Annotated in this window: 29 protein-coding genes; 7 read left to right on the forward strand and 22 right to left on the reverse strand. The window is 64.5% G+C overall.

Translation table 11 applies throughout. The annotated features are described in order from the left end of the window. Positions 1-27 precede the first annotated feature (27 nt). The 17 genes from AAFG16_RS30755 to AAFG16_RS30835 all read right to left on the reverse strand — a co-directional run bounded on the left by AAFG16_RS30755 (position 28) and on the right by AAFG16_RS30835 (position 14,969). Positions 28-459, reverse strand: coding sequence for a hypothetical protein (locus tag AAFG16_RS30755; protein ID WP_027557146.1), 432 nt, complete (start codon positions 457-459; stop codon positions 28-30). Further along, positions 456-2,054, reverse strand: coding sequence for a phosphoenolpyruvate--protein phosphotransferase (ptsP, locus tag AAFG16_RS30760; protein ID WP_342731304.1), 1,599 nt, complete (start codon positions 2,052-2,054; stop codon positions 456-458). Before ptsP ends, AAFG16_RS30755 begins: the two co-directional genes overlap by 4 nt. A 4-nt stretch (positions 2,055-2,058) precedes the next feature. Beyond that, positions 2,059-2,373, reverse strand: a complete 315-nt coding sequence (locus AAFG16_RS30765; protein ID WP_283080225.1) for an HPr family phosphocarrier protein — start codon at positions 2,371-2,373, stop codon at positions 2,059-2,061. Further along, a complete protein-coding gene (gene dhaM, locus AAFG16_RS30770; RefSeq protein WP_283080226.1) occupies positions 2,366-2,752 on the reverse strand; it encodes a dihydroxyacetone kinase phosphoryl donor subunit DhaM in 387 nt (128 codons plus the stop codon). Before dhaM ends, AAFG16_RS30765 begins: the two co-directional genes overlap by 8 nt. Then, positions 2,749-3,363: a dihydroxyacetone kinase subunit DhaL gene (gene dhaL, locus AAFG16_RS30775; RefSeq protein ID WP_342731307.1), complete on the reverse strand. Its 615-nt coding sequence runs from the start codon at positions 3,361-3,363 to the stop codon at positions 2,749-2,751. The genes dhaM and dhaL overlap by 4 nt, the downstream gene beginning before the upstream one ends. Beyond that, on the reverse strand, positions 3,360-4,367 hold the full coding sequence (locus tag AAFG16_RS30780) for an ABC transporter ATP-binding protein (RefSeq protein ID WP_342731309.1): 1,008 nt from the start codon (positions 4,365-4,367) through the stop codon (positions 3,360-3,362). Before AAFG16_RS30780 ends, dhaL begins: the two co-directional genes overlap by 4 nt. Next, a complete protein-coding gene (locus AAFG16_RS30785) occupies positions 4,360-5,457 on the reverse strand; it encodes an ABC transporter ATP-binding protein (protein ID WP_342731311.1) in 1,098 nt (365 codons plus the stop codon). Before AAFG16_RS30785 ends, AAFG16_RS30780 begins: the two co-directional genes overlap by 8 nt. A 6-nt stretch (positions 5,458-5,463) precedes the next feature. Beyond that, positions 5,464-5,676, reverse strand: coding sequence for a hypothetical protein (locus AAFG16_RS30790; RefSeq protein WP_342731313.1), 213 nt, complete (start codon positions 5,674-5,676; stop codon positions 5,464-5,466). Then, on the reverse strand, positions 5,673-6,626 hold the full coding sequence (locus AAFG16_RS30795) for a carbohydrate ABC transporter permease (protein WP_283080231.1): 954 nt from the start codon (positions 6,624-6,626) through the stop codon (positions 5,673-5,675). The genes AAFG16_RS30790 and AAFG16_RS30795 overlap by 4 nt, the downstream gene beginning before the upstream one ends. Beyond that, positions 6,623-7,582 (reverse strand): sugar ABC transporter permease, encoded by a 960-nt coding sequence (locus AAFG16_RS30800; RefSeq protein WP_283080232.1) that lies wholly within the window; start codon positions 7,580-7,582, stop codon positions 6,623-6,625. Before AAFG16_RS30800 ends, AAFG16_RS30795 begins: the two co-directional genes overlap by 4 nt. Before the next feature lie 101 nt (positions 7,583-7,683). Then, positions 7,684-9,030: an extracellular solute-binding protein gene (locus AAFG16_RS30805; protein WP_342731316.1), complete on the reverse strand. Its 1,347-nt coding sequence runs from the start codon at positions 9,028-9,030 to the stop codon at positions 7,684-7,686. 572 nt (positions 9,031-9,602) lie between these two features. Next, positions 9,603-10,133 carry a flavin reductase gene (locus AAFG16_RS30810; RefSeq protein WP_342731318.1) on the reverse strand — a complete coding sequence of 177 codons (531 nt, stop codon included), beginning with the start codon at positions 10,131-10,133 and terminating at the stop codon, positions 9,603-9,605. Positions 10,134-10,141: 8 nt separating this feature from the next. Further along, positions 10,142-11,395: a Zn-dependent hydrolase gene (locus tag AAFG16_RS30815; RefSeq protein WP_342731320.1), complete on the reverse strand. Its 1,254-nt coding sequence runs from the start codon at positions 11,393-11,395 to the stop codon at positions 10,142-10,144. Positions 11,396-11,398: 3 nt separating this feature from the next. Further along, positions 11,399-12,280 carry an alpha/beta hydrolase gene (locus AAFG16_RS30820; RefSeq protein ID WP_342731322.1) on the reverse strand — a complete coding sequence of 294 codons (882 nt, stop codon included), beginning with the start codon at positions 12,278-12,280 and terminating at the stop codon, positions 11,399-11,401. 11 nt (positions 12,281-12,291) lie between these two features. Continuing rightward, the gene (locus AAFG16_RS30825; protein WP_342731324.1) at positions 12,292-13,437 is read right to left on the reverse strand and encodes a pyridoxal phosphate-dependent aminotransferase; all 1,146 of its coding nucleotides are present in this window, start codon (positions 13,435-13,437) and stop codon (positions 12,292-12,294) included. A 7-nt stretch (positions 13,438-13,444) separates the two neighbouring features. Next, positions 13,445-14,224: an SDR family oxidoreductase gene (locus tag AAFG16_RS30830; protein WP_342731326.1), complete on the reverse strand. Its 780-nt coding sequence runs from the start codon at positions 14,222-14,224 to the stop codon at positions 13,445-13,447. A gap of 67 nt (positions 14,225-14,291) precedes the next feature. Further along, a complete protein-coding gene (locus AAFG16_RS30835; protein ID WP_342731328.1) occupies positions 14,292-14,969 on the reverse strand; it encodes a GntR family transcriptional regulator in 678 nt (225 codons plus the stop codon). A 257-nt stretch (positions 14,970-15,226) separates the two neighbouring features. On the opposite strand from AAFG16_RS30835, the gene AAFG16_RS30840 reads away from it, so the two are divergent. From AAFG16_RS30840 to AAFG16_RS30870, 7 genes are all read left to right on the forward strand, one after another. Then, on the forward strand, positions 15,227-16,096 hold the full coding sequence (locus AAFG16_RS30840; RefSeq protein ID WP_342731330.1) for an ABC transporter ATP-binding protein: 870 nt from the start codon (positions 15,227-15,229) through the stop codon (positions 16,094-16,096). Further along, positions 16,093-16,878 carry a class II aldolase/adducin family protein gene (locus AAFG16_RS30845; protein ID WP_342731332.1) on the forward strand — a complete coding sequence of 262 codons (786 nt, stop codon included), beginning with the start codon at positions 16,093-16,095 and terminating at the stop codon, positions 16,876-16,878. The genes AAFG16_RS30840 and AAFG16_RS30845 overlap by 4 nt, the downstream gene beginning before the upstream one ends. Positions 16,879-16,901: 23 nt before the next feature. Then, positions 16,902-17,918, forward strand: coding sequence for an ABC transporter substrate-binding protein (locus AAFG16_RS30850; protein WP_283080241.1), 1,017 nt, complete (start codon positions 16,902-16,904; stop codon positions 17,916-17,918). Beyond that, complete coding sequence (locus AAFG16_RS30855) at positions 17,915-18,730, forward strand: ABC transporter permease (RefSeq protein ID WP_283080242.1); 816 nt, start codon at positions 17,915-17,917, stop codon at positions 18,728-18,730. The genes AAFG16_RS30850 and AAFG16_RS30855 overlap by 4 nt, the downstream gene beginning before the upstream one ends. Beyond that, complete coding sequence (locus AAFG16_RS30860; RefSeq protein ID WP_342731334.1) at positions 18,727-19,485, forward strand: ABC transporter permease subunit; 759 nt, start codon at positions 18,727-18,729, stop codon at positions 19,483-19,485. Before AAFG16_RS30855 ends, AAFG16_RS30860 begins: the two co-directional genes overlap by 4 nt. A gap of 4 nt (positions 19,486-19,489) precedes the next feature. Then, the gene (locus AAFG16_RS30865; RefSeq protein ID WP_342731336.1) at positions 19,490-20,794 is read left to right on the forward strand and encodes an LLM class flavin-dependent oxidoreductase; all 1,305 of its coding nucleotides are present in this window, start codon (positions 19,490-19,492) and stop codon (positions 20,792-20,794) included. 69 nt (positions 20,795-20,863) lie between these two features. Further along, positions 20,864-21,724, forward strand: coding sequence for an alpha/beta hydrolase (locus AAFG16_RS30870; protein ID WP_342731338.1), 861 nt, complete (start codon positions 20,864-20,866; stop codon positions 21,722-21,724). A gap of 80 nt (positions 21,725-21,804) precedes the next feature. On the opposite strand, the gene AAFG16_RS30875 is transcribed toward AAFG16_RS30870, so the two are convergent. From AAFG16_RS30875 to AAFG16_RS30895, 5 genes are read right to left on the reverse strand one after another with little or no spacing between them, the layout of a single operon-like run. Next, positions 21,805-22,212, reverse strand: coding sequence for a Rieske (2Fe-2S) protein (locus AAFG16_RS30875; protein WP_342731340.1), 408 nt, complete (start codon positions 22,210-22,212; stop codon positions 21,805-21,807). Further along, a complete protein-coding gene (locus AAFG16_RS30880; RefSeq protein WP_342731342.1) occupies positions 22,184-22,888 on the reverse strand; it encodes an ABC transporter ATP-binding protein in 705 nt (234 codons plus the stop codon). The genes AAFG16_RS30875 and AAFG16_RS30880 overlap by 29 nt, the downstream gene beginning before the upstream one ends. Beyond that, positions 22,881-23,663 carry an ABC transporter ATP-binding protein gene (locus AAFG16_RS30885; protein ID WP_342731344.1) on the reverse strand — a complete coding sequence of 261 codons (783 nt, stop codon included), beginning with the start codon at positions 23,661-23,663 and terminating at the stop codon, positions 22,881-22,883. Before AAFG16_RS30885 ends, AAFG16_RS30880 begins: the two co-directional genes overlap by 8 nt. Continuing rightward, positions 23,663-24,709 carry a branched-chain amino acid ABC transporter permease gene (locus tag AAFG16_RS30890; protein WP_342731346.1) on the reverse strand — a complete coding sequence of 349 codons (1,047 nt, stop codon included), beginning with the start codon at positions 24,707-24,709 and terminating at the stop codon, positions 23,663-23,665. Before AAFG16_RS30890 ends, AAFG16_RS30885 begins: the two co-directional genes overlap by 1 nt. Beyond that, a complete protein-coding gene (locus AAFG16_RS30895; RefSeq protein ID WP_283080250.1) occupies positions 24,706-25,578 on the reverse strand; it encodes a branched-chain amino acid ABC transporter permease in 873 nt (290 codons plus the stop codon). The genes AAFG16_RS30890 and AAFG16_RS30895 overlap by 4 nt, the downstream gene beginning before the upstream one ends. Between the last annotated feature and the right edge of the window lie 81 nt (positions 25,579-25,659).

Below are 25,659 nucleotides of genomic sequence, written 5' to 3' on the forward strand. Positions count from 1 at the left end.
TTGTCATTTTTTTTCGTTTCGAATTGGTCAGCCGATGCTTTCGGCGTAGCGCGCGAGCTGGGCAGCGAAGTCGACGATGAGCTGCTCCAGCGCGCGATTTTTCTTGTCGTCGCCGAGATCGGGCACGGTCACAGTCACAACGCGCGTGCGCGCCTCGCGGTGGGCGCCGCGCAGCCGCCCCGGATGCGCGCGCCCATAGGCTTCGAGGAAAGCCGCACGCTCGGCACCTGCGAGATGGCAGACCTCGAAGATAATCGGGACATGCTTGGCCGGGATCGGCACCAGATAGGCCGGATTGGTGATCTGGCTGACGAATGACCGGTTCTTGCCGAGCGCCGCCGCAAGCTTCAACCGCGTCCCGGATGGCCGGTTGTCGAGCGCCCGTCGCAGGATGAGCTTGTAATCCGCAACATTGCTGTCGCCCGGCCGGCTTGTGTCTTCGCCTGCGTCGTCACTCATGCGGTCACCCTGGCAATGGCGGCCTTGAGCCGCGCCACCGCAATCGGCGAGACCGAGAGACTCGTCAAGCCTGTCGCCAGAAGCGCCTTCGTCAGGCGCGTGTCCGCCGCGGCATCGCCGCAGAGCGAGACCTCGACACCGCGCTTGCGCCCGGCCTCGACCGCCCGCGCGATCAGCGCCAGCACCGCCGGATGGCCGGCATCGTTGAGGTCGGCAACAGCGCCGATATCGCGTGCCGCAGCCATTGTGTATTGTGTCAGGTCGTTCGACCCGATGGAATAGAACGCCGCGCCGAAATCCTCGGCGCACAGCGCTGCGGCCGGGATCTCGACCATGATGCCGAGCGGCGGCCGGGCACAAGCGATGCCCTCTGCGCTGAGGGCCGCAAATTCGACGTCCAGCATAGCATTGGCCCGGTCGAGCTCCGAAGGGATAGCGACCATCGGCAGCATCACCTTCAGCGCCCCATGCACGGCCGCCCGGCACAGCGCCCGCAACTGCACGCGAAACACCTCCGGCCGCGCCAGCGAGAGCCGGATCCCGCGCACGCCCAGGAATGGATTGCGCTCACCATCGACCGTCACGCCGGGGATTGGCTTGTCGCCGCCAGCATCGAGGGTGCGGATCGTCACCGGCCGTCCTGCGGCCCACTCGAGGATGCGACGGTAGACGGCGTATTGCGCGTCCTCGCCGGGCAGGCCCCGCGATCCCTCGAACAGAAACTCGGTGCGCACGAGGCCGATGCCGTCGCAGATTGCGGGATCGAGACCCGCGAGCTCTTCGGGTGCGGCGACATTGAGAAGGACGGCGATGCGCCTTCCATCAGCCGTCAGCGCCGGCTTGAGGCGGCCCGCATCGGCAGCGATCTGTGCGGCACGCGCCGCCGCCATGCGCTGCTCGAACAGGCGGCGCGTTTCCGGCTTGGGATCGAAGATCACGCTGCCGGTATCGCCGTCGACCAGAGCCAATGAGGGCGGCTGTCCGTTCCACGGTAATGGACCCAGTCCAACCACCATGGGGGCGCCGCGCGATCGCGCGAGCATCGCGACATGCGACGATGGCGATCCACTAGCGAGCGCAATGGCACCGCCGCGGGTCCAGTCGACGGCGAGAAACGTCGACGGCGAAATATCGTCACCCGTGACGACGGAATCTCCGGAGATTGTTGCGATCGCGTTTGCGCCGTTCAGCCCGGCGAGCACTCGATCGCGAATGTCGACCAGATCGGCGGCTCGGGCGCGGAAATACTCCTCATCCGCCGCGCGATAGCCGGCGATCTCCGCGTCGAGTGCTGCGCGCCAGGCCTCATCGGCGGCCGTACCGCCCGCAATGGCTTCGTAGGCTCCCTCGGCAAGCGCATCGTCGCCGAGCATCGCGACCTGGAACTCCAGGATCTCCGCGGCCTCGCCGTGAACCGTCGCGATCAGGTCGGCGAGCTCCACCGCGGCCCCCTCGATCGCCGCCTTCAGCGCTGCCGCCTCCTGCGCCGAATCGCCCTTCGTCGCCCTGCTCGCGACTTTGGTCGTCAGCACAGCGACCGGGCCGATGGCGAGGCCTGGCGAAGCGGGATGGCCGGTGAGTTGGATCTCGCCCACGATTCTACGCCTCGCCGAAACCGTCATGCACGAGCGCCAGCATGGCCGCGAGCGCCGCCTCGCCATCAGGACCATTGACGCGGAAATGCAGCGTTGCGCCTTGCGGCGCTTTCACACGCATCACCTTCACCGGACTCTTGGCGTCGGTCCAGGGCCCCTCGGCTGCAAGCGCAATTTCGATCTTGGCGACAAAGCCTTTCGCGCACTGCGTGAGCTTCACCGACGGCCGCGCGTGCAGGCCGACCGGATTGACGAGGACCGCCGAGGCGGTCAGCGGCACAAACGTCTGGGCCGCCCGGTTGGCGTTGGCATCATGCATAGAATTCCTCCGCACTGCGCTTGACGGCGGCAAGCGATGAGCCGCCCGAAGATTCGGTCGCAGCGATCACGGCCCCTTCGACCACCGGGGCATTACAGACGAGCACGCGTGCGCGCCGGTCTTCCGGGAGCATCTCGACCGCCATCTCCGAATTAGTCTCGGCACCGCCGAGATCGACGAGGATCGCAACACCCGCCGGTGACCAAGCCATCTCGATCGCCTCGAGGATTCCCGCAACATTCGTACCTAGGCCGCCATCGACATCGCCACCGGTCCAGGCCAGCGGCACTGCGTCCCCGACCATCTGGCGCACCATGTCGGCCGCGCCTTCCGCGATCTTCGGCGAATGCGACACGATGACAATTCCGACGTTGCTCATGTTTTGACCTCGAGCTCCAGTGTCTCAACTGCTGCGCCGATCAGAAGGGACGTCGAGCGCGAGCCCGGGTCCATATGACCGATGGAACGTTCGCCAAGGAACGACGCGCGGCCGCGGATGGCCTGCATGGGCGTGGTGCGATCGGCCGCTTGCACAGCCTCGGCCGCGATTGCCTTGGCATCACCGCCTCCCGCGAGAACCGCGTGCACCGGCACCAGGACATCCAGCAGCGTCTTCTGTCCCGCCTCCGAACGGCCGCGTGCCTTGACGGCCTCGATGGCCTTCTCCGTCGCAGCGACCAGATCGGCCCGGCTCGGCTGCTCCGGAAGGGCCTTGCCCAGTTCCATGAAGAAAGTTCCGACCAGCGGCCCCGACGCACCGCCGACCTTCATGACCAATGTCATTCCGATCGCCTTCAGCATTTCGGGGAGCGACTTGTCAGCAAGGCCCGGCAATGCGGCGAGCACAGCTTCGAAACCTCGTTTCATGTTCAGCCCGTGATCCCCATCGCCAATCGCCTGGTCGAGGCTCGTCAACTCGTCCGCATGCTCGATTACGGACGCTGCCAGCGCTCGCACCAATCTTTCCCTGGCTACGCGATCAAGGCTCATGCCGCTACCCTCCAGCCCTTCGCATCGAAAAACAGCGGTTTGTTCAAACGGAGCGACACGACGTCTCCGGCCCCAAAACCCGCCTCGGGATCTGCCAGGGTCACAACCGGCCGGCCCGCGAGATCGAGATGAAGGTGGCTCTGGTCGCCGAGGTGCTCGACCCGCTTGACAGTTGCCGATATGTCGCCGCCACCGCGAGCAATCGTCAGATGCTCGGTCCGCGCGCCAATCGTCTCGACGCCGACGGGCGCCCCCGCGAACAGCGCCGCCGGCAGCAGATTGATCGTCGGCTGGCCCAGCCTCGCCGCGACATGCGCGTTGATCGGGTTCTCGTAGATCTCCCGCGGCGTGCCGATCTGCATCAGCCGCCCGCCTTCGATCACGCCGATGCGCGACGCCATGGTCATCGCTTCGGTCTGATCGTGGGTAACATAGAGGATCGTCGCGCCGAGATCGACCTGGATGCGCTTGAGCTCGAGGCGGAGCTCGCCGCGAAGCTTGGCATCCAGCGAGGACAGCGGCTCGTCCATCAGATAGATCGAGGGCGAACGCACCAGCGCGCGACCAATCGCGACGCGCTGCATCTGCCCGCCCGAAAGCTGCGTCGCCTTGTTGTCCAGCTTGGTCTCGATATGCAGTAGACGCGCGACCTCCTGCACCTTCGTGCGGATATCGGCTTCGCCCACGCGGCGGGTCGGCGCACGCAACGCGAAGGCCATGTTCTCGAACACGGTGAGGTGCGGATACAGCGAATATTGCTGGAAGACAAAGGCAACATCGCGGTCCGCCGGCGCATCGCCGGTCACGCTGCGCCCGTCGATGCGGATCGAGCCAGAATCCGGCTGCTCCAATCCGGCGATCAAGCGCAATGCGGTGGTCTTGCCGGCACCGGTCGGCCCGAGCAATGCCACGAACTCACCGTCGTCGACGGTCAGCGATAGATCACTCAAGGCTTGAGTCTTTCCGAAGGCCTTGGAGACGGCATTGATCTCGACCTCAGCCATGCGCGCCTCCTTCATGCAGCGCGGTGCGAATTGCCCGGCCCGATGCCTTGTCGAAGATCGACAGCGTATCGGGCCGGAAATCGAGCCCGACGGTCTCGCCGGTCCGAAACGATCTGCTGCTGGGTGAGCGGGCCTTGAGCGCACCGTAATGCGTCGTCACGGTCACGATCTGCGTCGTGCCCAGATATTCCGTGCCATAGACTTCGCCGCGCACCATGCCACGGTCGGTAAAACGCACATGCTCGGGCCGTACGCCGAGCACGAGCTCGCTTTCCGCCATCGCCTCGCGCGCGGCAGGAATTGCAACGTCACGCTCGCCGAGCCGGATCGCCTCCGCGCCGGTCTGCAGACCGCCGCGGAACGGCAGGAAGTTCATGGGCGGCGAGCCGATGAAGTCGGCGACGAACAGCGACGCCGGCCGGTCATAGATGTCGCGCGGGCTCGCCACCTGCTCGACGACGCCGTTGTTCATCACCGCGATCCTGTCGGCCATCGCCATGGCCTCGAGCTGGTCATGGGTGACATAGACCGTCGTCGCGCCCAGCCGGTCATGCAGGGCCCGCAATTCATGAATCATGGCGTCCCGCATCTCGGTATCGAGCGCGCCGAGCGGCTCGTCCATCAGAAAACACTTTGGCTTGCGCACGATCGCCCGCCCCAGCGCGACACGCTGCCGGTCGCCGCCGGCAAGGCCGGAGACGGAGCGGTCGAGAAGGTGCGAGATCCGCAGGATGCGCGCAGCCTCGACGACCCGCCGATCACGCTCGGCCGCGCCGATGCCCTCGCATTTCAGGGGAAAGCCGATGTTGCGCCGGACGTTCATGTGCGGATAGAGCGCGAAGAGCTGGAACACGAAGGCAATGTCGCGCGCCGATGCGCGGTTCATCGTCACGTCCTCGCTATCGAGCCGGATCGTGCCCGCGGTCGGCAGCTCCAGGCCAGCGATCATGCGGAGCGTCGTGGTCTTGCCGCAGCCGGACGGTCCGAGCAAGCAAAGGAACTGGCCGTCCTCCACCGTGAAGCTGGCGGACCTGACCGCATGAAAGCTACCAAAGGATTTGTCGAGCGCCTCGACCTTGATCTGTGCCATCGCGCGCTACTCCCGGATTTTGGACACGATGGTGAACATCACCGTGCCAAATAGGGTCGTCGCAAACGACCAGGAGTACAGTGTCAGAGACAATGGCTGCATCAGCATCACGACGCCGGCGGCGATGATCGTCGTCGCGACGGCTTCGAGCGGGCCGCGGCGCAGAAGACGGTCCGCAACACCGCGACGCGCAATGGATGGGATGGCGTCGATGTTCATTTGCGGACAGCTCCAAAAGTGATGCCGCGCAGCAGATGCTTGCGAAGCAAGACCGTGAACACCACGATCGGCACCAGAAACAGAGTCGTGCCGGCGGCCACTGCGGGCCAGTCTTGCCCCCCCTCGCCGATGATGATCGGAATGAACGGCGGCGCCGTCTGTGCGTTACCCGAGGTGAGAAGCACCGCGAAGGCGTATTCGTTCCAGGCGAAGATCAGGCAGAAGATTGCGGTTGCCGCGATTCCCGTGGTGGCCTGCGGCAGCACCACCTTCACGAACGCCTGGAAGCGGGTGTATCCGTCGATCATCGCGGCCTCTTCGTACTCACGCGGGATTTCGTCGATGAAACCCTTGAGCAGCCAGACCGCCAGCGAGACATTGACCGAGGTGTAGAGCAGGATCATCCCGAGCCTGGTGTCCGACAAGCCGACGGTGCGGTACATCAGATAGATCGGGATCGCGACCGCGATCGGCGGCATCATCCGGGTCGACAGGATGAAGAACAGCAGGTCATCTTTCAGCGGCACGCGGAACCGGGAGAAGCCGTAGGCCGAGAGGGTACCCAAAGCAACGGCGAGCACGGTCGAACCAAACGCAATGATCAACGAATTGACGAAGCGCGGCACGTAGTTCGAGGGACCGGCGACGACCATGTTGCGGCTGCGCGCGATGTCATCGCACAGCCCTTGCGGCGGCCCCAGCGATCGGATGAATTCCGGTGTCTGGCGCGAGCGGGTCGTGAACAGGTTGCAGAAGCCTTCGAGCGACGGCTTGAACATCACCTTCGGCGGATAGGAGATCGCATCGTCAGGCGACTTGAATGCGGTGAGCATGATCCAGACCAGCGGGATCATGGTGATGATCGCGTAGAGCACGACGAGCGAGCCGGCAAAGCGCCGCGTCGTGGCCGACGGCTCGACGACTGAATGGGCCGTGGTGGCTGATGTCATCGGCTTTTCACCTTGTTCAGCGCCTTCACATAGATGTTGGCGAGGCCGAAGACCGTCACGAACAGGATGATCGCGAAGGCCGAGGAATAGCCGGTCCGCCAGCTCTCGAACGCCGCCCGCTTGAGCGTGATCGAGGCGACTTCCGTGGTCGATCCCGGCCCGCCGCCGGTGAGCAGATTGACCATGTCGAACATCTTGAAATTCTCGATGCCGCGAAAGAGCACCGCCAGCATGATGAACGGCAGCGCCATCGGGAGCGTGATCGACCAGAACTGCCGCCATTTCGACGCGCGGTCGACCTCGGCCGCCTCGTAGATGTAATCGGGGATCGAACGCAGGCCGGCGAGACAAATCAGCATCACATACGGCGTCCACATCCACGCATCGACGATGACGATGGCCCACGGGCTCAACGTGACGTCGCCCAGCATCTGGAAGGACGAGGCTGCGCGTCCGGTGAAGAAGGCGACGACGTAATTGAACAGGCCGATCTGGGGCTGGTACAGAAACGTCCAGAAATTGCCGACGACGGCCGGCGAGAGCATCATCGGCAGCAGGATGATCGTTGTCCACATGCCGTGGCCGCGGAATTTCTTGTCGATGAGGTAGGCCAGGCCGAATCCGAGGACGGTCTCGATCACCACGGTCCAGATCACGAAATGCGCGGTCACCTGCATCGCCGCCCAGATGTCAGGATCGGTCAGGATCGACTGGTACCAGTCAGCGCCCAGCCAGATCGTCGGCACGTTGGCCCTGTTCGCGCGGTAGTTCGTGAACGACAGATAGATCGTCCAGATCAGCGGGAAGATATTGATCGCCAACAGCAGCACGATCGTCGGCGTGATGAAGAGCCAGGCGAGCGTCCTGTCCGACAGGCCCCGGATACGGCGCGCCACGCCTGGCCGGACCATGACGGCCCGATAAGTGATCCGCGAAGAGGCACTCAATTCGTTCATTGCGTGAACCGATCCAGGCACCCGGCGTCGATACTGCGACGAATTCCGGTCATCTCGAAGGAAACCCGGAGCGCGAGCGCACGCGCTCCGGGCAGCTCGCATCAGAACTTCTTGCCTTCTTCCTTGAAGATCGCCTTCCAGTCCTTCACCAGACCGTCGAGCGCTTCCTGAGCGGTGCCCTTGTCGGCAACCACATAGTCATGCACGCGCTTCTGCTCGGCTTGCAGCAACTGGGCGTAGGAGGGCTCGGCCCAGAAGTCGACGACCATTCCCATCGACTGCAGGAACTCCTTGGCGAAGGGCGCGCTGTTCGGGAAGCCCGGGTCGTTCAGCACGGACTTGGCGCAGGAATAGCCGCCGAGCGCCCACCACTTCTTCTGGACGTCGCCGCCGGAGAACCACTTGATGTATTGCAGGGCCTCGGCCTGGTTCTTGGAGTAGGAGACCACCGAGATGCCCTGTCCGCCCAGCTGCGTCGCTTGCGCTGCGGGACCGGCCGGATTGACGAAGAAGCCGATCTTGTCGCCGCCGACATTCGGATCCTTGTAGAGGCCCGGGAAAAACGCGAAGAAATTCATCTGCAGCGCGACCTGGCCGGACTTGAAGGCATCAAGCCCTTCCGACATGTAGGAGTTGGAGGCGCCGGGCGGCGTGCAGCACTTGTAGAGCTCCTTGTAGGCCTCGAGCCCCTTCACCGCGCTGGCCGAGTTCACGAACCCATCCATCGCATAGGGCTTCTTCGGATCGTCGTATTTGAAGCCGTAGTCGTAGAGGTAGTTCGAGACGCCCATGGTGATGCCTTCCGAGCCGCGCTCGGTATAGATCGAGGCGCCGTAGACCTTCTTGCCGTCGATCTCGCGGCCCTGGAAGAACTGCGCGATGTCCTTGAGCTCATCGAGCGTCTTCGGCACGCCGATCTCGCGGCCGTACTTGGCCTTGAAGTCCTTCTGCACGTCCGGCCGCGCGAACCAGTCCTTGCGATAGGTCCAGCCCACCGCATCGCCCATTGCCGGCAGCGCCCAGTAGTTCGGTGTGTTCTTCGGCCACTCGGAATAGCCGACCACCGTGGCCGGCATGTAGTCGTCCATGCTGATTCCTTCCTTCTTGAAGAAATCGTTGAGCTTGACGTACTGGCCGTTCTCCGCAGCGCCGCCGATCCATTGTGAATCGCCGATGATGAGGTCGCACAGCGAGCCGTGCGAATTGAGTTCGTTCAGGAATCGATCGGCGTAATTGGTCCACGGCACGAATTCGAACTTCATACCGATACCCGATTTGGCGGTGAAGTCCTTCGACAATTCGACCAGCGCGTTGGCGGGATCCCATGCGGCCCAGCACAACGTGATGGTCTTGCCTTGCGCCTGCGCAGGCGTGGTGCCCGCTCCGACGCCGAACGCGGCGCCAACAGCCCCGCATGCCACTACAAGCGTCTTCATCGTTCGTTTCATTGCACGTTCCCTCCGAGTGGGCCGGCCATCGACATGGCGCGGCTTTCCTATCCGCTCGAATGCTTCGAGCAGAGCGACACAGTCCATGACGAGCTGAACAACTAAACTGGCGTTTCCTCGCGCCACCCGGATTCTATAGGCCCGGTAGGCTCGATTTGTTTAGTAATGCACGGTTTACTAAACATTGCAAGTGCAGTTTGGCTGGTCGTCCGCTCGGCCGATTGCAATTTTCTCGTCACGAGCTGATCGCTGTTGCGGACAAGGCGGAGCGTCGACGGAGCACGGGCGATCACCAGGTCCAGGTGATGATGGTGAGCATGATTGCTTTAGATGAATGGCATCAACCAGTGAGCAACGTGCTGGAGCAAGCGCTTGACTTGGGTGTGGCTGCGCTACGCCCACTGTTGCGTAGCCGCCGGCAAGCTCGGCGGCACAGGACACCGATGTGATGTACTTCGCGAGCAGCGAGAGAGGGCGCCGGAGATTGTAGCCACCGCTCCCGCATCGATGTTGGTGCAAACTTCGCTGAGATATCTACAGCGGGCAACGGCTGGCGATAGCCGCCGGCCCCATCAGGATCGGCCAAGAGCGGATTCGGGTCCAGCCTCGGCCGGATTGATCACCCCGATCGTGTGGTAGGCGCGGCCGAAATAGATCAGATTGTCGGCGCAGCCAGATCTTTGCAGCGCGACGACCCGGCAGAACAGCACATCGTGCGTGCCGACATTGACGACGTCCGCAATCCGGCAGTCGAACGCCGCGGCGCAGTCGGCCAGCACGGGCGCGCCGGTTGCGAGTGTCGACCACGCCGCAGCGGCAAAGCGTTCCTCCGCGGGCACCTTGCCGCCGAACAGGCGGGATAGTCGCTCGTGACGCGCCGAGAGCACGTTAACGCATACCACCTTATTGCGGGTCACGCTGTCATAGGCGGAGGAGCCGCGGTTGATGCAGACCAGAAGCGTCGGCGGATCGTCAGTGACGCTGCAGATCGCAGATGCGGTGAACCCGGCGCGGCCCGCAGCCCCGTCGGTCGCGACGATGGTGACGGCCGCGCCGAGACAGGCCATCGCGTCGCGGTACTCCCGAGGAGCCACATCTTGCATCGGTGTCCTCACGCCTCGATGGCAGGCGCGAAGGCGAGTTCGCGCAGCACCTGTGCCAGCACGGCGGTACCGGCCGCGACATGATCGGGTTCAGCCCATTCATGCTCCACATGGCTCGCGCCGTTGCGGCACGGGATGAAGATCATCGCAGCCGGGCAGACCTTGGCCAGATGACGGGCATCGTGACCCGCGGCAGAAAGGATCGCCATGGCGGAATGCCCCCGCTCCCGCGCAGCCTTCGCGATGCTCGCGCGCAGGCGCGGATCGAAGACGTTCGACGGCGCATCCACGAGCGGCGTCACCGTAACCGAGCACGGCGGGGCCTTCTCCTGGCATAGAGTTTTGATGCGCGCAGCCGCCGCATCGAGCACGACATTGTCAGGATGGCGCAGATCGATGCTGAAGCTGACGCGCGACGGCACCACGGACGGCGCGTTAGGCACGACGGCGACCCGGCCAATGGTGAACTTGATGTCGGCATCGATGGCGCCGATCTCGGCATGAAGTGCGCTCGCGACCTCCGCAAAGGCCGCGAGCGCATCGCGCCGTTCCTGCTGCGCCAGCGTGCCGGCATGGCCCTCGGCACCCTCGACCACCACCTGAAAGGTCTTCTTGCCCTGGATGCCGGTGACGACACCGATCATGCAGTCTGCCGTCTCCAGCAGCGGTCCCTGCTCGATGTGCAGTTCGAGATAGGCCCCGGCGGCAAAGCCGAGGGGCCTGTGCGGCATATCCGGGAAAGCCTGGTGGAGGCGGTCGAGCGCCTCGCCGACGCTGATGTCATCCGCGTCGCGCGCGGCGCGGATCGCGTCTATGCCCCGCTCGCCGGTAAAGGCCTCCGAGCCCATCATGCCCGGCGCAAAGCGCGAGCCCTCCTCGTTCATCCAGGCGACGACGATGATATCGCGCGCAGGCTTTTCGCCTTGCTCAGCGACCGAGACCGCCGCTTCGAGTGCCGCCATCACACCGGCCGCGCCGTCGAACTTGCCGCCGGTCGGCTGGCTGTCGAGATGACTGCCGAGCAGCAGCGGCGGCGCGGCGCGATCGCGGCCCGCCAGCGTCAGGAACAGATTTCCCGCGGCGTCCGTCGACGGCGTCAATCCTGCTTCCAGCGCCCAGCCGATGACACGGCGCCAGGCGGCGATCTCACCGTCGCTCAGCGCCTGGCGGTTGACACCACCGGCCGGCGTCGCACCGATCTCGGCGAGCGACATCAAGCGAGTCCAGAGCCGGTCGGCGTTGATCAGGGGCTCGCTCGTCATCGACTACTTCGTGCGCATGATCTGGCCCGGCAGCGCGCGCGGATCGCGCGGCAGCCAACGTCCCGCCTCGACCTGGGCGATGAACTCGGCGAGCAGCGCGTTGAACGTCGCCGGTTCTTCGAGATTGAGCGTGTGACCGGTCTTGGGGAAGACCGAGAGGCCGCAGGCGGGAATGGTCTTCTTCAGGAAGATGCCGGGCTGGAGACAGTGGTCGTCCTCGTCACCGACCACGACCAGCGTCGGCACCATCATCTTTTTCAGGCCGTCTTCGAGATCATAGAACGACGGCCGCCGCGCCTGCACGCCGCGCATGGTGTTGGCGGCGCCGCGATCGGAATGGGTGGCGAGGCGATCGGCAAATTCCTGCCAGCCGCGCGGATCCTTGTTCTGGAACTGCACCCGGCTCGCGCCGAGCGCATAGATCTTGGAAAACTCCTTCGCGCCCTGCTTCTCGAAATTGTCGGCGACTTCGAGCGAGACGCCGCGAAAATGCTCCTCGAATTCCTTCTCGCAGCCATAGCCGGCGCCAGCCACGGTGAGCGACAGCGCGCGCTCCGGCGTGCGCAGGCCGAAATGCACCGTGCAGAAGCCTCCCATGGAAAGGCCGACGATATGCGCCTTATCGATCTTCAGTGCGTCGAGCACCGCGACCGCATCATCGGCGGCGATCGCCTGCGAATAGGCCTCTACGCTGTCGGGCACGTCCGACGGCGAATAGCCGCGCGCGGCGTAAGTGACGCAGCGATGACGCCGGCTGAAATAGCGCAGCTGCGGCTCCCAGCTGTCGTGATTGCCGCCGAATTCGTGGATGAAGAGGATCGGCGTGCCCTCGCCCGCCTCTTCCACATGGAGCTTCACGCCGTCCTTCGTCGTAATCATCGTCATCGGTATCGTCCCTAAAATTGCGGCGGCAGGTCGTTGAGCGTGCGCGCCTGCGCGACCATGTCCGGCAGCAGCGTGCAGAGCTTTTCGACCCAGGCCTGCGGCACCGAGGTGCTGATCTTCACGAAACGGTCGCCGAAGCGCCGAGTGTGATAGGTGCCCTGGCGGACCATGATGCCCTGACGGCGATAGCATTCGACCAGCGCTTCGGGGCGGATGCCGGCCGCGATCGTTTCCAGTACGAGGAAGTTGCCGTGCGAGGGCATGATCGGCAGGGCCAGCCCGTCGATTGCGGCCGCCGCCTCCTGGACCATCGCCTTGTTGGCGCGGTCGATGCTGCGGACCTTCTTCATCCACTCGGCCTTGACCGACAGTCCCGCCTGCGCTGCGCGCTGGGCGATGACGCTCGCACCGAGCACGCTGGTGGAGGTCTGCGCCAGCTCCTCGAACAGATCAGGCGCTGCGACGAGCGCGCCGATCCGAAGGCCGGCAAGCCCGAGCCATTTGGAAAAGCTGGTCGAGACCACCGAGCCTTGCGGCGCTACGTGGAGCGCCGGCGTGTGGCCGTCGGCGAAATCGCGGTAGGTGCAGTCGTGCACCAGCAGCGCGCCGCAATCGCGCGCGATCGCGGCAAAGCTCTCGATCTCCTCTCTTGTGTAGCGGATGCCGAGCGGATTGTTGGGATCGACGAGGTAGATGATTGCGGTGCGCTCGTCGACATTCGCCTTCAAGGCTTCCGGCGTCAGGCGGTAATTGCAGGCGGGATCGTAGATGGGGATCTCGATCACCTCGGCGCCCTGCTGACGCGCGAACAGGCATGGCCATTTCCAGGTCGGATCGGTGGTGACAAGCGTGGTGCCGGGCTTGCAGCGTGCACGGCAGATCATCGCCAGTGCGTTGACACCGCCCTCGGTCACCAGCGCTTCCGCACCCGGTGTGCCGAGATCGGCGACGATCGCCTCGCGCAACGCCTCGAAGCCGAGCGGCGGGGCATAGGCGTTGAACTCGCCCGCCTCGATCGAGCGCAGCATCGCCTCGCGCACAGCGGGGTGGCTCTCGATATGGTTGGTGTTCTGGCCGAGCCAATAGAGTCCCGGCGTCGCCGAGAGCTCGTCGAAATAGCGGTTGCGGACCAGTGCGGTGGATTGAGGCTTCGACATCGACGCCTCAGATCACCGAGCCACGTGCGGCGATGCCGCCGTCGATCGTCACCACGGTGCCGGTAATGTAGCCGGACCGCGGCGACGACAGGAAGGCGACGAGATCGGCGACCTCTTCCGATGTCGCAGGCCGTTTGCCCGGATATTTGTCGAACAGCTCCTCCCAGCGGCTTTCGTCGCCGAGCATGTCGATCGCCTTGCGCTTCATGATCTTGAGCATACGGTCGGTGGCAACCGGCCCCGGATTGACCGCGACGACGCGCACGCCGTGGTCGAGGCTGCGGCCGCCGAGCGCCTTGGTGAAGGACATCAGCGCGGCATTGCCGGTCGAGCCTGCGATGTAGCTTGCGTCCCAGTTCTCGCCGGAATTACCGATGATGTTGATGATGACGCCGTCCTTACCCTTCATGCGCGGATAATAGAGACGCGACAGCGTGATGTAGCCGAACACCTTGAGATCGAAGCCGCGCCGCCAGGCGGCGTCGTCGAGAATTTCCAGCGAGCCTGCGGGGATGTCGCCGGCATTGTTGATCAGGATGTCGATGTCGCCGACCTCGGCCGCGAGCTTCTCCATCGCAGCCGTGCTCGACAGATCCAGCGCATGGATGGTGATCTTCACACCATGACGGGCCTCGAGCTGCTTCTTGGCCTCGAGCATCGCCTCGCCGTTGCGGGCGGCGAGATGCAAATGGCACCCCTCCGCGGCGAAGAGTTCGGCAACCGCAAGTCCAATTCCTTTCGACGCGCCGGTAATCAAGGCGATCTTCTTCGTCAGCTTCAGGTCCACTCCGGGTCTCCAGGATGCGAGCTAGATATACAATGTCTAGCAATTTGCATACCAAGAGGCCGAGAGGTCATTCGAAGGCGGCGAGGAAGTCCAAGAGGTTGTCGCCGAGCAGATTGACGTGGTCCCTCATGGCGCTGTGCGCCCGCTCGGGATCGTGGGCCAGGATCGCCTGCATGATCGCCTCATGCTCGCGGACGGTGTCGGCAATCCGGTTCGGCATGCGCGTCACCCGGCGGCGATAGGCAGCCACCTGATTGCGCAGCTTGCGGGTCTGATCGGCCAGGAAGCTGTTGCGCGAAGCCTCGTAGATCGCTTCGTGGAATTCCTGGTTGATGTCGTAGAAAACGTCTATGTCGCCAGTTTCACCCGCCGCCACAAGCCGCTGGTGAATCTCGTTAATTTCTGCGCCCCAAGCCTGAGAGACCCGCCGGGCGGCGAGCCTTGCACACAGCCCCTCCAGCTCCGCCATCACCTGAAACATCTCGATCAGCGCCTGCGCCTTGATGCTGCGGACCGTCGCGCCCTGTCGGCCGCGCAGCTCGACCAGATTGTTGGCGGCCATCAGGCGGAACGCCTCCCGCACCGGTGTGCGCGAGACGCCAAAACGCTGGGCGATCTCCTGCTCGTCGAGCCGGCTACCCGGCCCGAGATGGCCTGCCGCGATCGCCCCCTCGAGCTTCTGGCGCAGGCTCTCGGCGAGCGTCATTCCGGGGCTCGCGGCAAGCGTTTCGTGCCCATTTTTCACGCGTCTGCCTCCGCCATGTGCACCAATATCCGCCACTATGTTTCTCCGATGCCAATATAAGTATACATATTGACGCTCACATCTCAACGAAACGAGCTGTTTTCTCTCGGAGATGCGCGTGTCTCCGACAGATCCACCGTCCATCTCGCAAGTCTTATGCCTGATTTGCCCGGAAATCGCACTGGCACACGAGTTGCTAAGAGATTTTAACGCGGCCCGCTTTCGTATGCGAATGGCCGCCGCCATTATACAAGGACATGCTGGTGCAGGCCGCTCGCCTCCCCGATCCCGGACCGACTATCGAAGCCCCGCAGGCTCACCCGAAGCCCGAGCCGCTGCTCGAGCTGCGCGCGATCAGCAAGACCTTCGGTGCTGTCGCGGCCCTTTCGGGGCTTCAGGCGAGCATCGCCCCCGGCGAGTTCGTCACGGTCGTCGGTCCCAGCGGCTGCGGCAAGAGTACCCTTTTCAACATCGTCGCAGGCCTGGAAGAGCCGGATGCCGGTGGCATCCTGCGTTTCGAGGGCAAGAGCTGCCACGCCGCCGACCTGCTCGGCCGCGTCTCCTTCATGCCGCAGCGCGATTTGCTGTTTCCCTGGCGCAACGTCGTGGACAACGCCATCCTCGCGCTCGAGGTCGAGGGCATACCGCGCGATCAGGCGCGCGCCAAGGCGCTGAAGATGCTGCCCGAGTTCGGCCTCGCCGGCTTCGAGAAACAATATCCCAATCAATTGTCCGGCGGCATGCGCCAGCGCGTCGCCTTGATGCGCACCTTCCTGTTCGAGCGCGACCTGATGCTGCTCGACGAGCCGTTCGGCGCACTCGACGCGCTGACGCGAGCGATGATGCAGCGCTGGCTGCTCGATGTCTGGCAGAAATACCGCCGCACCATTCTCTTCATCACCCATGACGTCGATGAAGCGATCTTCCTCGGCGACCGTGTGCTGGTCATGACCGCGCGTCCCGGCTCGGTGAAGCTCGAACAAATCGTCGATCTGCCGCGACCGCGTAAGCCCGAGATCGTCACCTCTCCCGAATTCGTGCGGCTCAAGCGCACGCTGCTCGATGCGATCGAGGAGGAAAGCATGAAATCGTTCCAGTCCTCGATCGCTCAGGAGAAGTCGCAGTGAACGCGATGTCAGCCAGAGAGCACGCGCCACATGGCATCGAACCCGCCGAGTGGGATGCCCGCATCAAGCTCGCGGCCTGTTATCGCATGGTCGCCAAGCTCGGCATGGACGATCTGATCTACAATCACATCTCCCTGCGCGTGCCCGGTAACGACGATCAGTTCCTGATCAATCCCTACGGGCTGCTGTTCGACGAGATCACGGCGTCGAGCCTCGTCAAGATCGACACCAAGGGCAACAAGCTCGACGACAGTCCGCAGGCCGTCAACGTCGCGGCCTTCGTGATCCATGCTGCGATTCACACGTCGAACCATGACGCGGCCTGCGTGCTGCACACCCATTCCGACGCGAGCGTCGCAGTCTCCGGGCAGGAGAAGGGCCTGCTGCCACTTAGCCAGTTCGCCATGCGCTTCTACCACCGCCAGGCCTTCCACGACTACGAAGGCGTCGCCATCGACCTCGACGAGCAGACGCGCCTCGTGCGCGACCTCGGCCCGCACAAGGTGATGCTGATGCGCAATCACGGCATCCTCACCGTCGGCCGGACGCCGGGCGAGGCCTTCATGCTGCTCTATTATTTCGAGCGCGCCGCGCGGATCCAGCTTCAGATGCAGGCGGCGGCCGCAGCCGGCGCCACGCTGGTGATGCCGCCGCACGAGATCTGCGAAAAGGCCGCTCGCCAGTTCTGGCAATTGCAGGGCGACATCCTCGTGCCAGGCGAACGCGAATGGCCGGCGCTGATGCGCCAGCTCGACCGCACCGATCCGTCTTACCGCAATTGATTTTCACCGCCTGGAGTATGACCATGTTGAGCCGACGCCACGCCTTCGCCGTCCTCTCCGCCATCGCACTGGCGACCGGCTCCCTTGTCACGGCTGCGCCAGCAGCCGACTTGCAGAAGGCGAGCCTGCGCCTGAAATGGTTGCCGCAGGCGCAGTTTGCAGGTTTTTACGTCGCGGCCGCCAAAGGCTACTACAAGGCCGAAGGCATCGACCTCACCATCAATCCCGGCGGCCCCAATCTGCTCACCGAGAACCTGGTCGCGACCGGCGCCGACACATTTGGCTTGTCCGGCGGCACCGACAGCGTGTTCGCGGCGCGCGACAAGGGCCTGCCGATCGTCTGCATCGGCGTGTCGCACCAGATCACTCCCTTCATCTTCGTCACCCGCAAGGACGGGCCGGTGAAGACGATCCAGGACTTCAAAGGCAAGACCGTCACCACCTGGTTCACCGGCGCCAACCACGTGCTCAACGGCATGCTGGCCAAGGAAGGCGTCAAGCCGGACGAGCTGAAGATCCAGCCGCAACAGGTTTCGGTGACGCCCTTCGTCGACGGCAGCGTCGATGTGGTCACCGCAACCTATTACAACGAGTTTTACACAATCCAGTCGCGCATGCCGAAGGACAGCCTGAAGACCTTCGTCGCCGAGGATTACGGCATCACCTTCCCGCGCGACACGCTGATCGTCGCCGAGGCGACCGCCAAGGAGAAGCCGGAGCTCGTCAAGGCATTCCTGCGCGCTTCGCTGAAGGGCTGGAAGGACGCGTTCTCGGATCCCAAGGGCGCCGTCGACACCGTGATGGCCGCAGCCCCGACGCTCGACCGCGCGCAGCAGGAGTTCATGCTCACCGAGGTGAAGCGCTTGATGACATCTGGCGCGGCCGCCAAGAACGGCATGTTCTGGATCGACGCGGACGCGGTCAAGACCGCCCACGACTTCTTCCTGAAGTACGGCGTGATCTCCAAGCCGGTCGATCTCGCCGCGGCCTATGACGCCAGCTTCATCCAGAGCGTCCCGCAGGCGGACCGGCTGCCGTGAGCAGCCCTGCGGCGACATCGCTTGATGACGGGCGAGCGGCTGCACGGTCGATCACCATGCCGGATCCACTGCGCAAGGTGATCCGGCTGCTGCTCGGCCTTGCCATTGCGGCGGTGATCTGGGAAGGCGCGGTGCTGCTGTTCGGCATCCGCCCCTATTATCTGCCGCGCCTCAGCACGATCCTGATGGCCATGGCGGCGACGCCGCGCGCCTATGTTGACGGCTTCCTGCGGACGCTTGCCGAGACGCTGATCGGCTTCGCCTCCGGCGGCGCTTTCGGCGTGCTCATGGGCATCCTGTTCTTCCGTATCCGGGCGCTGCGCGAGATGATCTTCCCGATCTTCGTGGTGTCGCAGACCATTCCGGTCATCGCCTTCGGCGCGCTGGTGGTGCTCTGGTTCGGCAACACCTTACTCGCCAAGGCAATCATCGCATTCTACCTGACTTTCTTTCCGGTAACCGTGAACACGTTGCTGGGCCTCGAGACGGTCGACCCCAAGCAGGTGGCGCTGATGCGCAGCTTCGGCGCCTCCAACCGCCAGCTCCTGCTGCGCCTGCAGTTGCCAACCGCGCTGCCGCAAATCTTCGTGGCGTTGCGGCTCGCAGCGTCATTGAGCCTCGTCGGCGCCATCGTCGGCGAATGGTTCGGCGACACCACCGGCCTCGGCGTTCTGCTGCTCCAGGCCATGTTCACCGAGAACGTCGTGGCGATCTGGGGCGCTCTGCTCGCCGCGGCCCTGCTCGGCACGGGCTTCTATGCGGTGGTCGCCGCGGTCGAGCGGCGGCTGGTGTTCTGGAGCGCCGAGCAATGAGCCGCGCGATCGCCTCCCCCTCGCTCGCCGTTCAGCGCGGCTTTTTGGGCGCCGTCCTCCTGATCGCGTGCTGGGAAGGCACTGCGCGCGGACTGCATCTGCCGGCCTATGTGCTTCCCGCGGTCAGCGACATCCTCGTCGGCCTCTGGGCCAAGCGCGCAATCCTCATTGACGCCGCCGGCTACACGCTGCTCGAAGCGCTGGCCGGCTATGGGCTCGGCTGCCTGATCGGAATTGGCCTTGCCGTTGCCATCGCACTTGTGCCGGCGCTTCGCTCAGCAATACTTCCGCTCGCCACCGCGATCAATTCGGTGCCCGTGGTCGGCTATTCACCGCTGATCCTGCTGTGGTTCGGCATCGGCGTCAGCTCGAAGATCGTGATGGTGGCGATGGCGGTGAGCTTCACCATCCTGCTGTCGATGCTGGCCGGGCTCGACCGGGTCGATCGCCGCGCCGTCGACCTCATGAAGAGTTTTGGTGCCAGCCGCCTCAGCGTGCTCTGGCGATTGCGACTGCCAACCGCCCTGCCGCTGCTGCTCGCCGGCATGCGCGTCTCCACCGTACGCAGCGTCATCGTGGCGATCGTCACCGAGATGCTCGGCGCGCATGGCGGGCTCGGCTGGGTGATCTACCAGGCCGTGCTCCAGATCGATTTCGTCCAGGTCTGGTCGGCGATCTTCGTGGCGTCTGCGGCGAGCCTCGCCTTCTTCGGCCTGGTCGGCTTCCTTGAGCGAAAACTCTTGTTCTGGACATGACGCCATGAAACGACAGATGCATCTCGGCCTGTTCATCCTCGGCACCGGCAGTCATGTCGCGGGCTGGCGTTATCCCGGCGCAGTCGACAGTTTTCAAGACTTTACGGCGATCCAGGAGATCGGCCGCACTGCCGAGCGCGGCAAGTTCGACCTGATCTTCATGGGCGATAATCTCTATGCCGATGCGGCGGCCCATCCATCCTACACGCTGCGGCTGGAGCCGCTGACGATGCTGGCGGCGCTTTCGACATCCACCAGCCATATCGGCCTCGGCGCCACCGTCTCCACCACCTACAGCGATCCGTTCTCGGTCGCTCGCATCTTCGCGTCGCTCGATCACATCTCTAAGGGCCGCGCCGCGTGGAATGCCGTGACGACGGCCAATCCGGCCACGGCCGCGAATTTCGGCACCACCCATCCCGATCACGCCCGCCGCTACGAGATGGCCGGCGAATTCCTCGATGTGGTCAAGGGCCTGTGGGACGGCTGGGCCGATGACGCCATCGTCGCCGACCGCAGCAGCGGCCTCTACATCGATCCGGCAAAACTTCGCCCGATCGACCATGACGGCGCGTTCTTCAAGGTGAAAGGCCCGCTCAACATCGGCCGCAGCCCGCAAGGCCGTCCCGTCGTGCTGCAGGCCGGCGGGTCCGAGGCCGGTCAGGCGCTTGCCGCGCGCACCGCCGACATCGTGTTCTCGGTGGTACAGGATATCGAGGAAGCCAAGGCCGGCTACGCCTCGCTGAAGACCCGCCTGCCGGCGTTCGGCCGCGAGGCGGAGGATGTCACGGTGCTGCCGGGTGTGATGCCCGTCGTCGGCCGCACCGACAAGGAGGCCTTCGAGAAGCTCAACGTGCTCCAGAGCTTCGTCAGCGGCAGCAACGCGCTCGCGATTCTCTCCGACCGGTTCGGGCGTGACATGTCAGCCTACGATCTCGACGGGCCGATCCCCGACATCGCGCCATCAGACAGCTATCACAGCTTTGCCAGCGTCATGCTGGCCAAGGGCCGCCGCGAGAACATGACGCTGCGCGATCTCTACAATCTCACCGCCGCCGCCCGCGGCCATTGGGTGCTGTGCGGCTCGGCCGAGCGCATCGCCGACACGCTCCAGCAATGGTTCGAGGAGCACGCCGCCGACGGCTTCAACGTGATGCCGCCTTACTTCCACGAGGGCTTCGAGGACTTCGTTGAGCTCGTCGTGCCGATCCTGCAGGAGCGCGGGCTGTTCCGCAGCGATTATGAGGGCACGACCTTACGCGAACATCTCGGCCTAGCGCGGCCCGCCAATCCGTTCTTCACAGCTTAGAGCACGCGGGCGATCCGCAGTGCCACGGAAAACCGCAACAGTGGTGCGGACAAGCGCATCGGAGTGATTATGATTGAGAATGCTCATTCGACAGGTCGACCGCTCGATCCCCGTTCCGCATGGTCCGGGTTATCCCAGGCAGAACGCGACGCCGCCTACGACAACAACGCGGCCGTCAAGAACAGCACGGCCCTGATCGCCGAACGGAACGAAGCCTCCAGCCGGCTGCGAGGCACGCTGAAATCCCATCTCGATCTGGCTTACGGTCAGCGGGCGAACAACAAGATCGATCTCTACCCGGCCGCGAGGCCTGAGGCGCCCTGCCTGGTGTTCCTGCATGGCGGCTATTGGCAGCGCAATTCGCGCGAGTTGTTCGCCATGCTCGTCGAAGGCATCGCTGCCCATGGCTGGTCGGTTGCCATTCCCGGCTATTCGCTGGCGCCGGAGGTTTCCCTCACCGACATCGTCGCCGAAGTCCCGCGCGCGCTCGACTGGCTTGCCGCAAATGGCGCGTCCTATGGCGTTGCCGGACCGGTCGTCTTGTCGGGTTGGTCCGCCGGAGCCCATCTCGCAGCGATGGCGCTGAACCATCCGAGTGTCCATGCGGGACTGGCGATCTCAGGCGTGTACGAGCTCGCACCAATCCGCGATACCGGCCTCAACAACGCGCTGAAGCTGACGGACGAGGAAATCGCCGCGCTGTCGCCGCTGCGCCTGCCCGTCACACCGAAGCGGCTCGACATCGCCTATGGCAGCAACGAGCTGCCGGCGCTCGTGTACGATTCCATCAATCTCCACGACAAGCGCGCGGCGGCGAAGGCCCCCGGCAAGCTCATTCCGGTCGACGGCGCCGACCATTTCACCATTCTCGAGGCCCTGCGGCGGCCAGACGGGGTCCTCGTCGATGCCGTCCGCCAGTTGTTGGACTAAACGCGCGAAAACAACCCCATGCACAGTAGAGATGCCGTTGTTTTCAAAGACGAATTTTGCAGGCACGTCGACACCATCGATCATTTTGACTCGTCGGGCAAAACAGGGGCCTGACGCCGCGCTTGCTGCTGTCGCGCTTCCACGCAGATCTGGTCGCCCGTGATCCTTATCGGGTAAAGCCGCAACGGCGGGCTCGGCCATCCCGGATTGATCGCCCCGTCGCGCAAATCGAACGATGCCGCGTGACGCGGACAGAACAGCCGGCCGGCCCTCACCTGTCCGAAAGCCAGATCCGCCTGTTCATGCGGACACGCGCGCTCGCATGCGACGGCATCGCCGTCGTTCCAGATCACCAGCAGGTCGAGGCCTGCTATATGTACGCGAACGATCTTCTCCGCTCTCAGGCGGTCGAGATTGCAGACCGGCGTCCAGCCGAAGCCAGCCGAGCCGGCGGCATCGTCATCCACCGAGATAGGCCTTCCGCACATGCTCGTTCTCGATCAGCTCGGAGCCTGCGCCTGACAGCACGATGCGGCCATTCTCGAGCAGATAGGCGTGGTCGCACATCTCGAGCGCGGCGAACGCATTCTGCTCGACCAGCAGCACCGTGGTGCCGGCATCGCGGATAGCGCGGATGATCGCGAAGGTGCGCTCGACGATGTTGGGCGCAAGGCCGAGCGAGGGCTCGTCGAACATGATCAGCCGCGGTCGCGACATCAGCGCGCGCCCGATCGCCAGCATCTGCTGCTCGCCGCCCGACAGCGTGCCCGCCGCCTGCCGGCGCCGCTCGGCGAGCCGCGGAAATTCCGCGTAGATGCGGTCGCGGTCGGCCGCGATCTCGCCCGAACCACGGCGGAGGTAAGCCCCCATGTCGAGATTCTCCTCGACGCTCATGTGCGGAAACACGCGCCGGCCTTCCGGACAATGTGCAATTCCGCTGGCGAGCACGCGCGGAGGTCTCGCCCCGGTGATGTCGATGCCCTCGAACCGCATTTGCCCTGCGCGCGGCGGCACGAGGCCGGAAATCGCACGCAGCGTCGTGCTCTTGCCGGCGCCGTTGGCGCCAATCAGGGCGACGAGCTGGCCGGCCTTCACGTCGAGCGAGATGCCGCGCAGCGCCGTGACGCCGCCATAGCCGCACACCATGTCCCGGATCTCAAGCACGTCCCGCTCCATGTCCGAGATAGGCCTCGATCACGGCCGGATCGTTGCGGATCACATCCGGGGTCCCCTCGGCAATGATGCGGCCATAGTTCAGCACCACGATGCGGTCCGAAACGGTCATCACCATCGGCATGTCGTGCTCGACCAGCAGGATGGTGATGCCGCGGTCGCGGATGCTGCGGATCAGCTCGACGAAGCGGTGGGTTTCCGAGGCGTTCATGCCCGAGACGGGCTCGTCGAGCAGCAGCATCGAGGGCTCCGCCGCCAGCGCCAGCGCGACACCGACAAGGCGCTGCTCACCGTAGGACAGCGAGCCGGCCGCATCATGGGCGCGGCGTTCGAGGCCGACCCATTCGATCAACTCGCTGGCGCGCTGCCGCAGCCTGCGTTCCGAGGCGCGCGCGCCCGGCAGCCCGAGGATGGCATCGAGCAGCCGCACCCGGCCCTGACGATGCAGGCCGATCAGGAGGTTGTCGTAGACCGTGTCGTTGGGAAACACGCTGGTGCGCTGAAAGGTGCGTATCAGGCCGAGATCAGCGATCTGGTGCGGCTTCAACCCGGTCAGCGTCGTACCCTGATAGGTGATCTGGCCTGCGCTCGGCGTCAGGAAACCAGTCATGACGTTGAAGGCGGTGGTCTTGCCGGCGCCGTTCGGCCCGATCAGGCTGACGATCTCGCCCTCACCGACCGTAAAACTCATGTCGGAGATCGCGACCAGCCCGCCGAAGCGGACGGCGACCTGCTCGATGGTCATGGCAATGCTGCGGGCGGTCATCACGCCGGCTCCTTGGCACCGGTTTCGGTGAGCGCAACTGATGCCAACGGCGGCGCGCCGCTGCGCCGTCGGATGAAGCGCTGTGCGAGCGATGGCACGATGCCGCGGGGCAACACGAACAGGATTGCGATCAGCACGCCGCCATAGGCGATCCACTGCGCCTCCGGCGCCATGACCGGCCGCAGCGCGACCGGCAGCAGCCCGAAGATCAGGCCGCCGACCACGGGCCCGGCCAGCGAGCCCTTGCCGCCGCTGATCACCATGATGACCATGGTGACGGTGTTGATGAAGGCGAACACTTCGGGGTCGATGATCCGGATGTAGTGCGCATAGAGGCTGCCGGCCGCGCCCGCGATCGCGGCCGAGATCACGGCTGCAAGCGTCAGCGTCCTGGTGACGTCGATGCCGACAGAGACGGCAAGCGTCTCGTTCTCCATCAGCCCCCGCATCGCACGGCCGAAATGGGAATGAACGAGGCGGGCGATCAAGAGATAGGCGACCAGCGCCACGACCAGCACCAGATAGTAGTTCTGCATCTTGGTGCGCAGCGTCAGCTCACCAATCCAGGGCAAGGGCAGCGCGATGGATGGACTGTTGGTCAGTGCGAGCGGCCCCTGCGTCAGCTCGACCCAGTTCAGCGCGACCAGCCGGACGACCTCGGCAAAGGAGATGGTCACGATGACGAAATAGGCGCCGCGGACGCGGAAGGAGAGCAACCCGACGAAATAACCGCACAATCCGGCGACCAGGATTGCCAGCAAGAAGCCCGCAATCGGTGGCCAAGGCGCGTGAACCAGGCGGACGTCTCCGGGCAAACTGACGTCAAAGCCGAGCGACGTCAGCGCGCTGACATAGGCACCGATGCCGAAGAAAGCGATGTGGCCGAGGCTGAGCTGGCCTGTGAAGCCCAGCAGCAGATTGAGGCTCATCGCGCCGATGACGAAGATGCCGGTCGTGATCAGCGCGTTCAGGAGATAGGGATCGCGCAGCCAGAGCGGCACTGAGGCCAGGGCCGCGACGGCGAGAATGGTGACGGCGGCTCTCATCCAACCCGCTCCGCGCGCGCAAACAGGCCGGTCGGCCGGAAGATCAGGACTGCGATGATGATCACGAAACCCATGGCATCGCGGTAACCCGATGAGACGTAGCCCGCCCCCAATTCCTCGGCCAGCGCCAGGATGAAGCCACCGATCACTGCGCCCGTGATGTTGCCGAGGCCTCCAAGGATGACGATGGCGAAGGCCTTGACGGCGGCGAGATCGCCCATTTGCGGGAAGATCACGTAGACAGGCCCAAGCAGAGCGCCGGCGGCGGCGGCAAGGCTGGAGCCGATCGCGAAGGTCGAGGTGTAGATCATGTCCACGTTGACACCCATCAGCGACGCCGTGTCATGGTCCTGGAACGTCGCCCGCATCGCACGTCCCAGGCTGGTCTTGTTGATCAGCAGATAGGTGACCAAGATGAGCAGCGCTGCCGCAGCCAGAACAAACAGGCGCAACCAGGAGACCGACACCGGCCCGAGCACCAGCGGCGCCTCGGGGAATGGCGTGGCCACCGATTTGGCGACACCGCCCCAGATCCACAGCGTGCCGGACTGCATCGCGATCCAGGCGCCGATCATGACCAGCATCGTGGTATCGATGTCGGAGCCGCGCAGCGGTCGCAGCAATGTCAGTTCGATGGCTGCCCCGAGCAGCCACCCGGCAAGCACCGCAACGGGCAACGCCAGGAAGAAATTCAGCCCGAGCTGCTGCACCACGATGAACATGATGTAGGCGCCAAACGTGTAGAGCACGCCGTGCGTAAAGTTCACGACGTTCATGATGCCGAAGATCAAGGTCAGCCCGATGCCCAGCAGCGCGTAGGTGCCGCCGAGCACGAGCATATTGACCAGATGCTGAAGGAATTCGCTCAAAGCCGTTCCCGAATAAGTCGCACATGACGAGGGCGGTGATGCACCGCCCTCGTCGTCGACGAAGCGCGTTATTGTTTGAGC

This window comes from Bradyrhizobium sp. B117, from assembly GCF_038969555.1.
GTDB lineage: Bacteria > Pseudomonadota > Alphaproteobacteria > Rhizobiales > Xanthobacteraceae > Bradyrhizobium.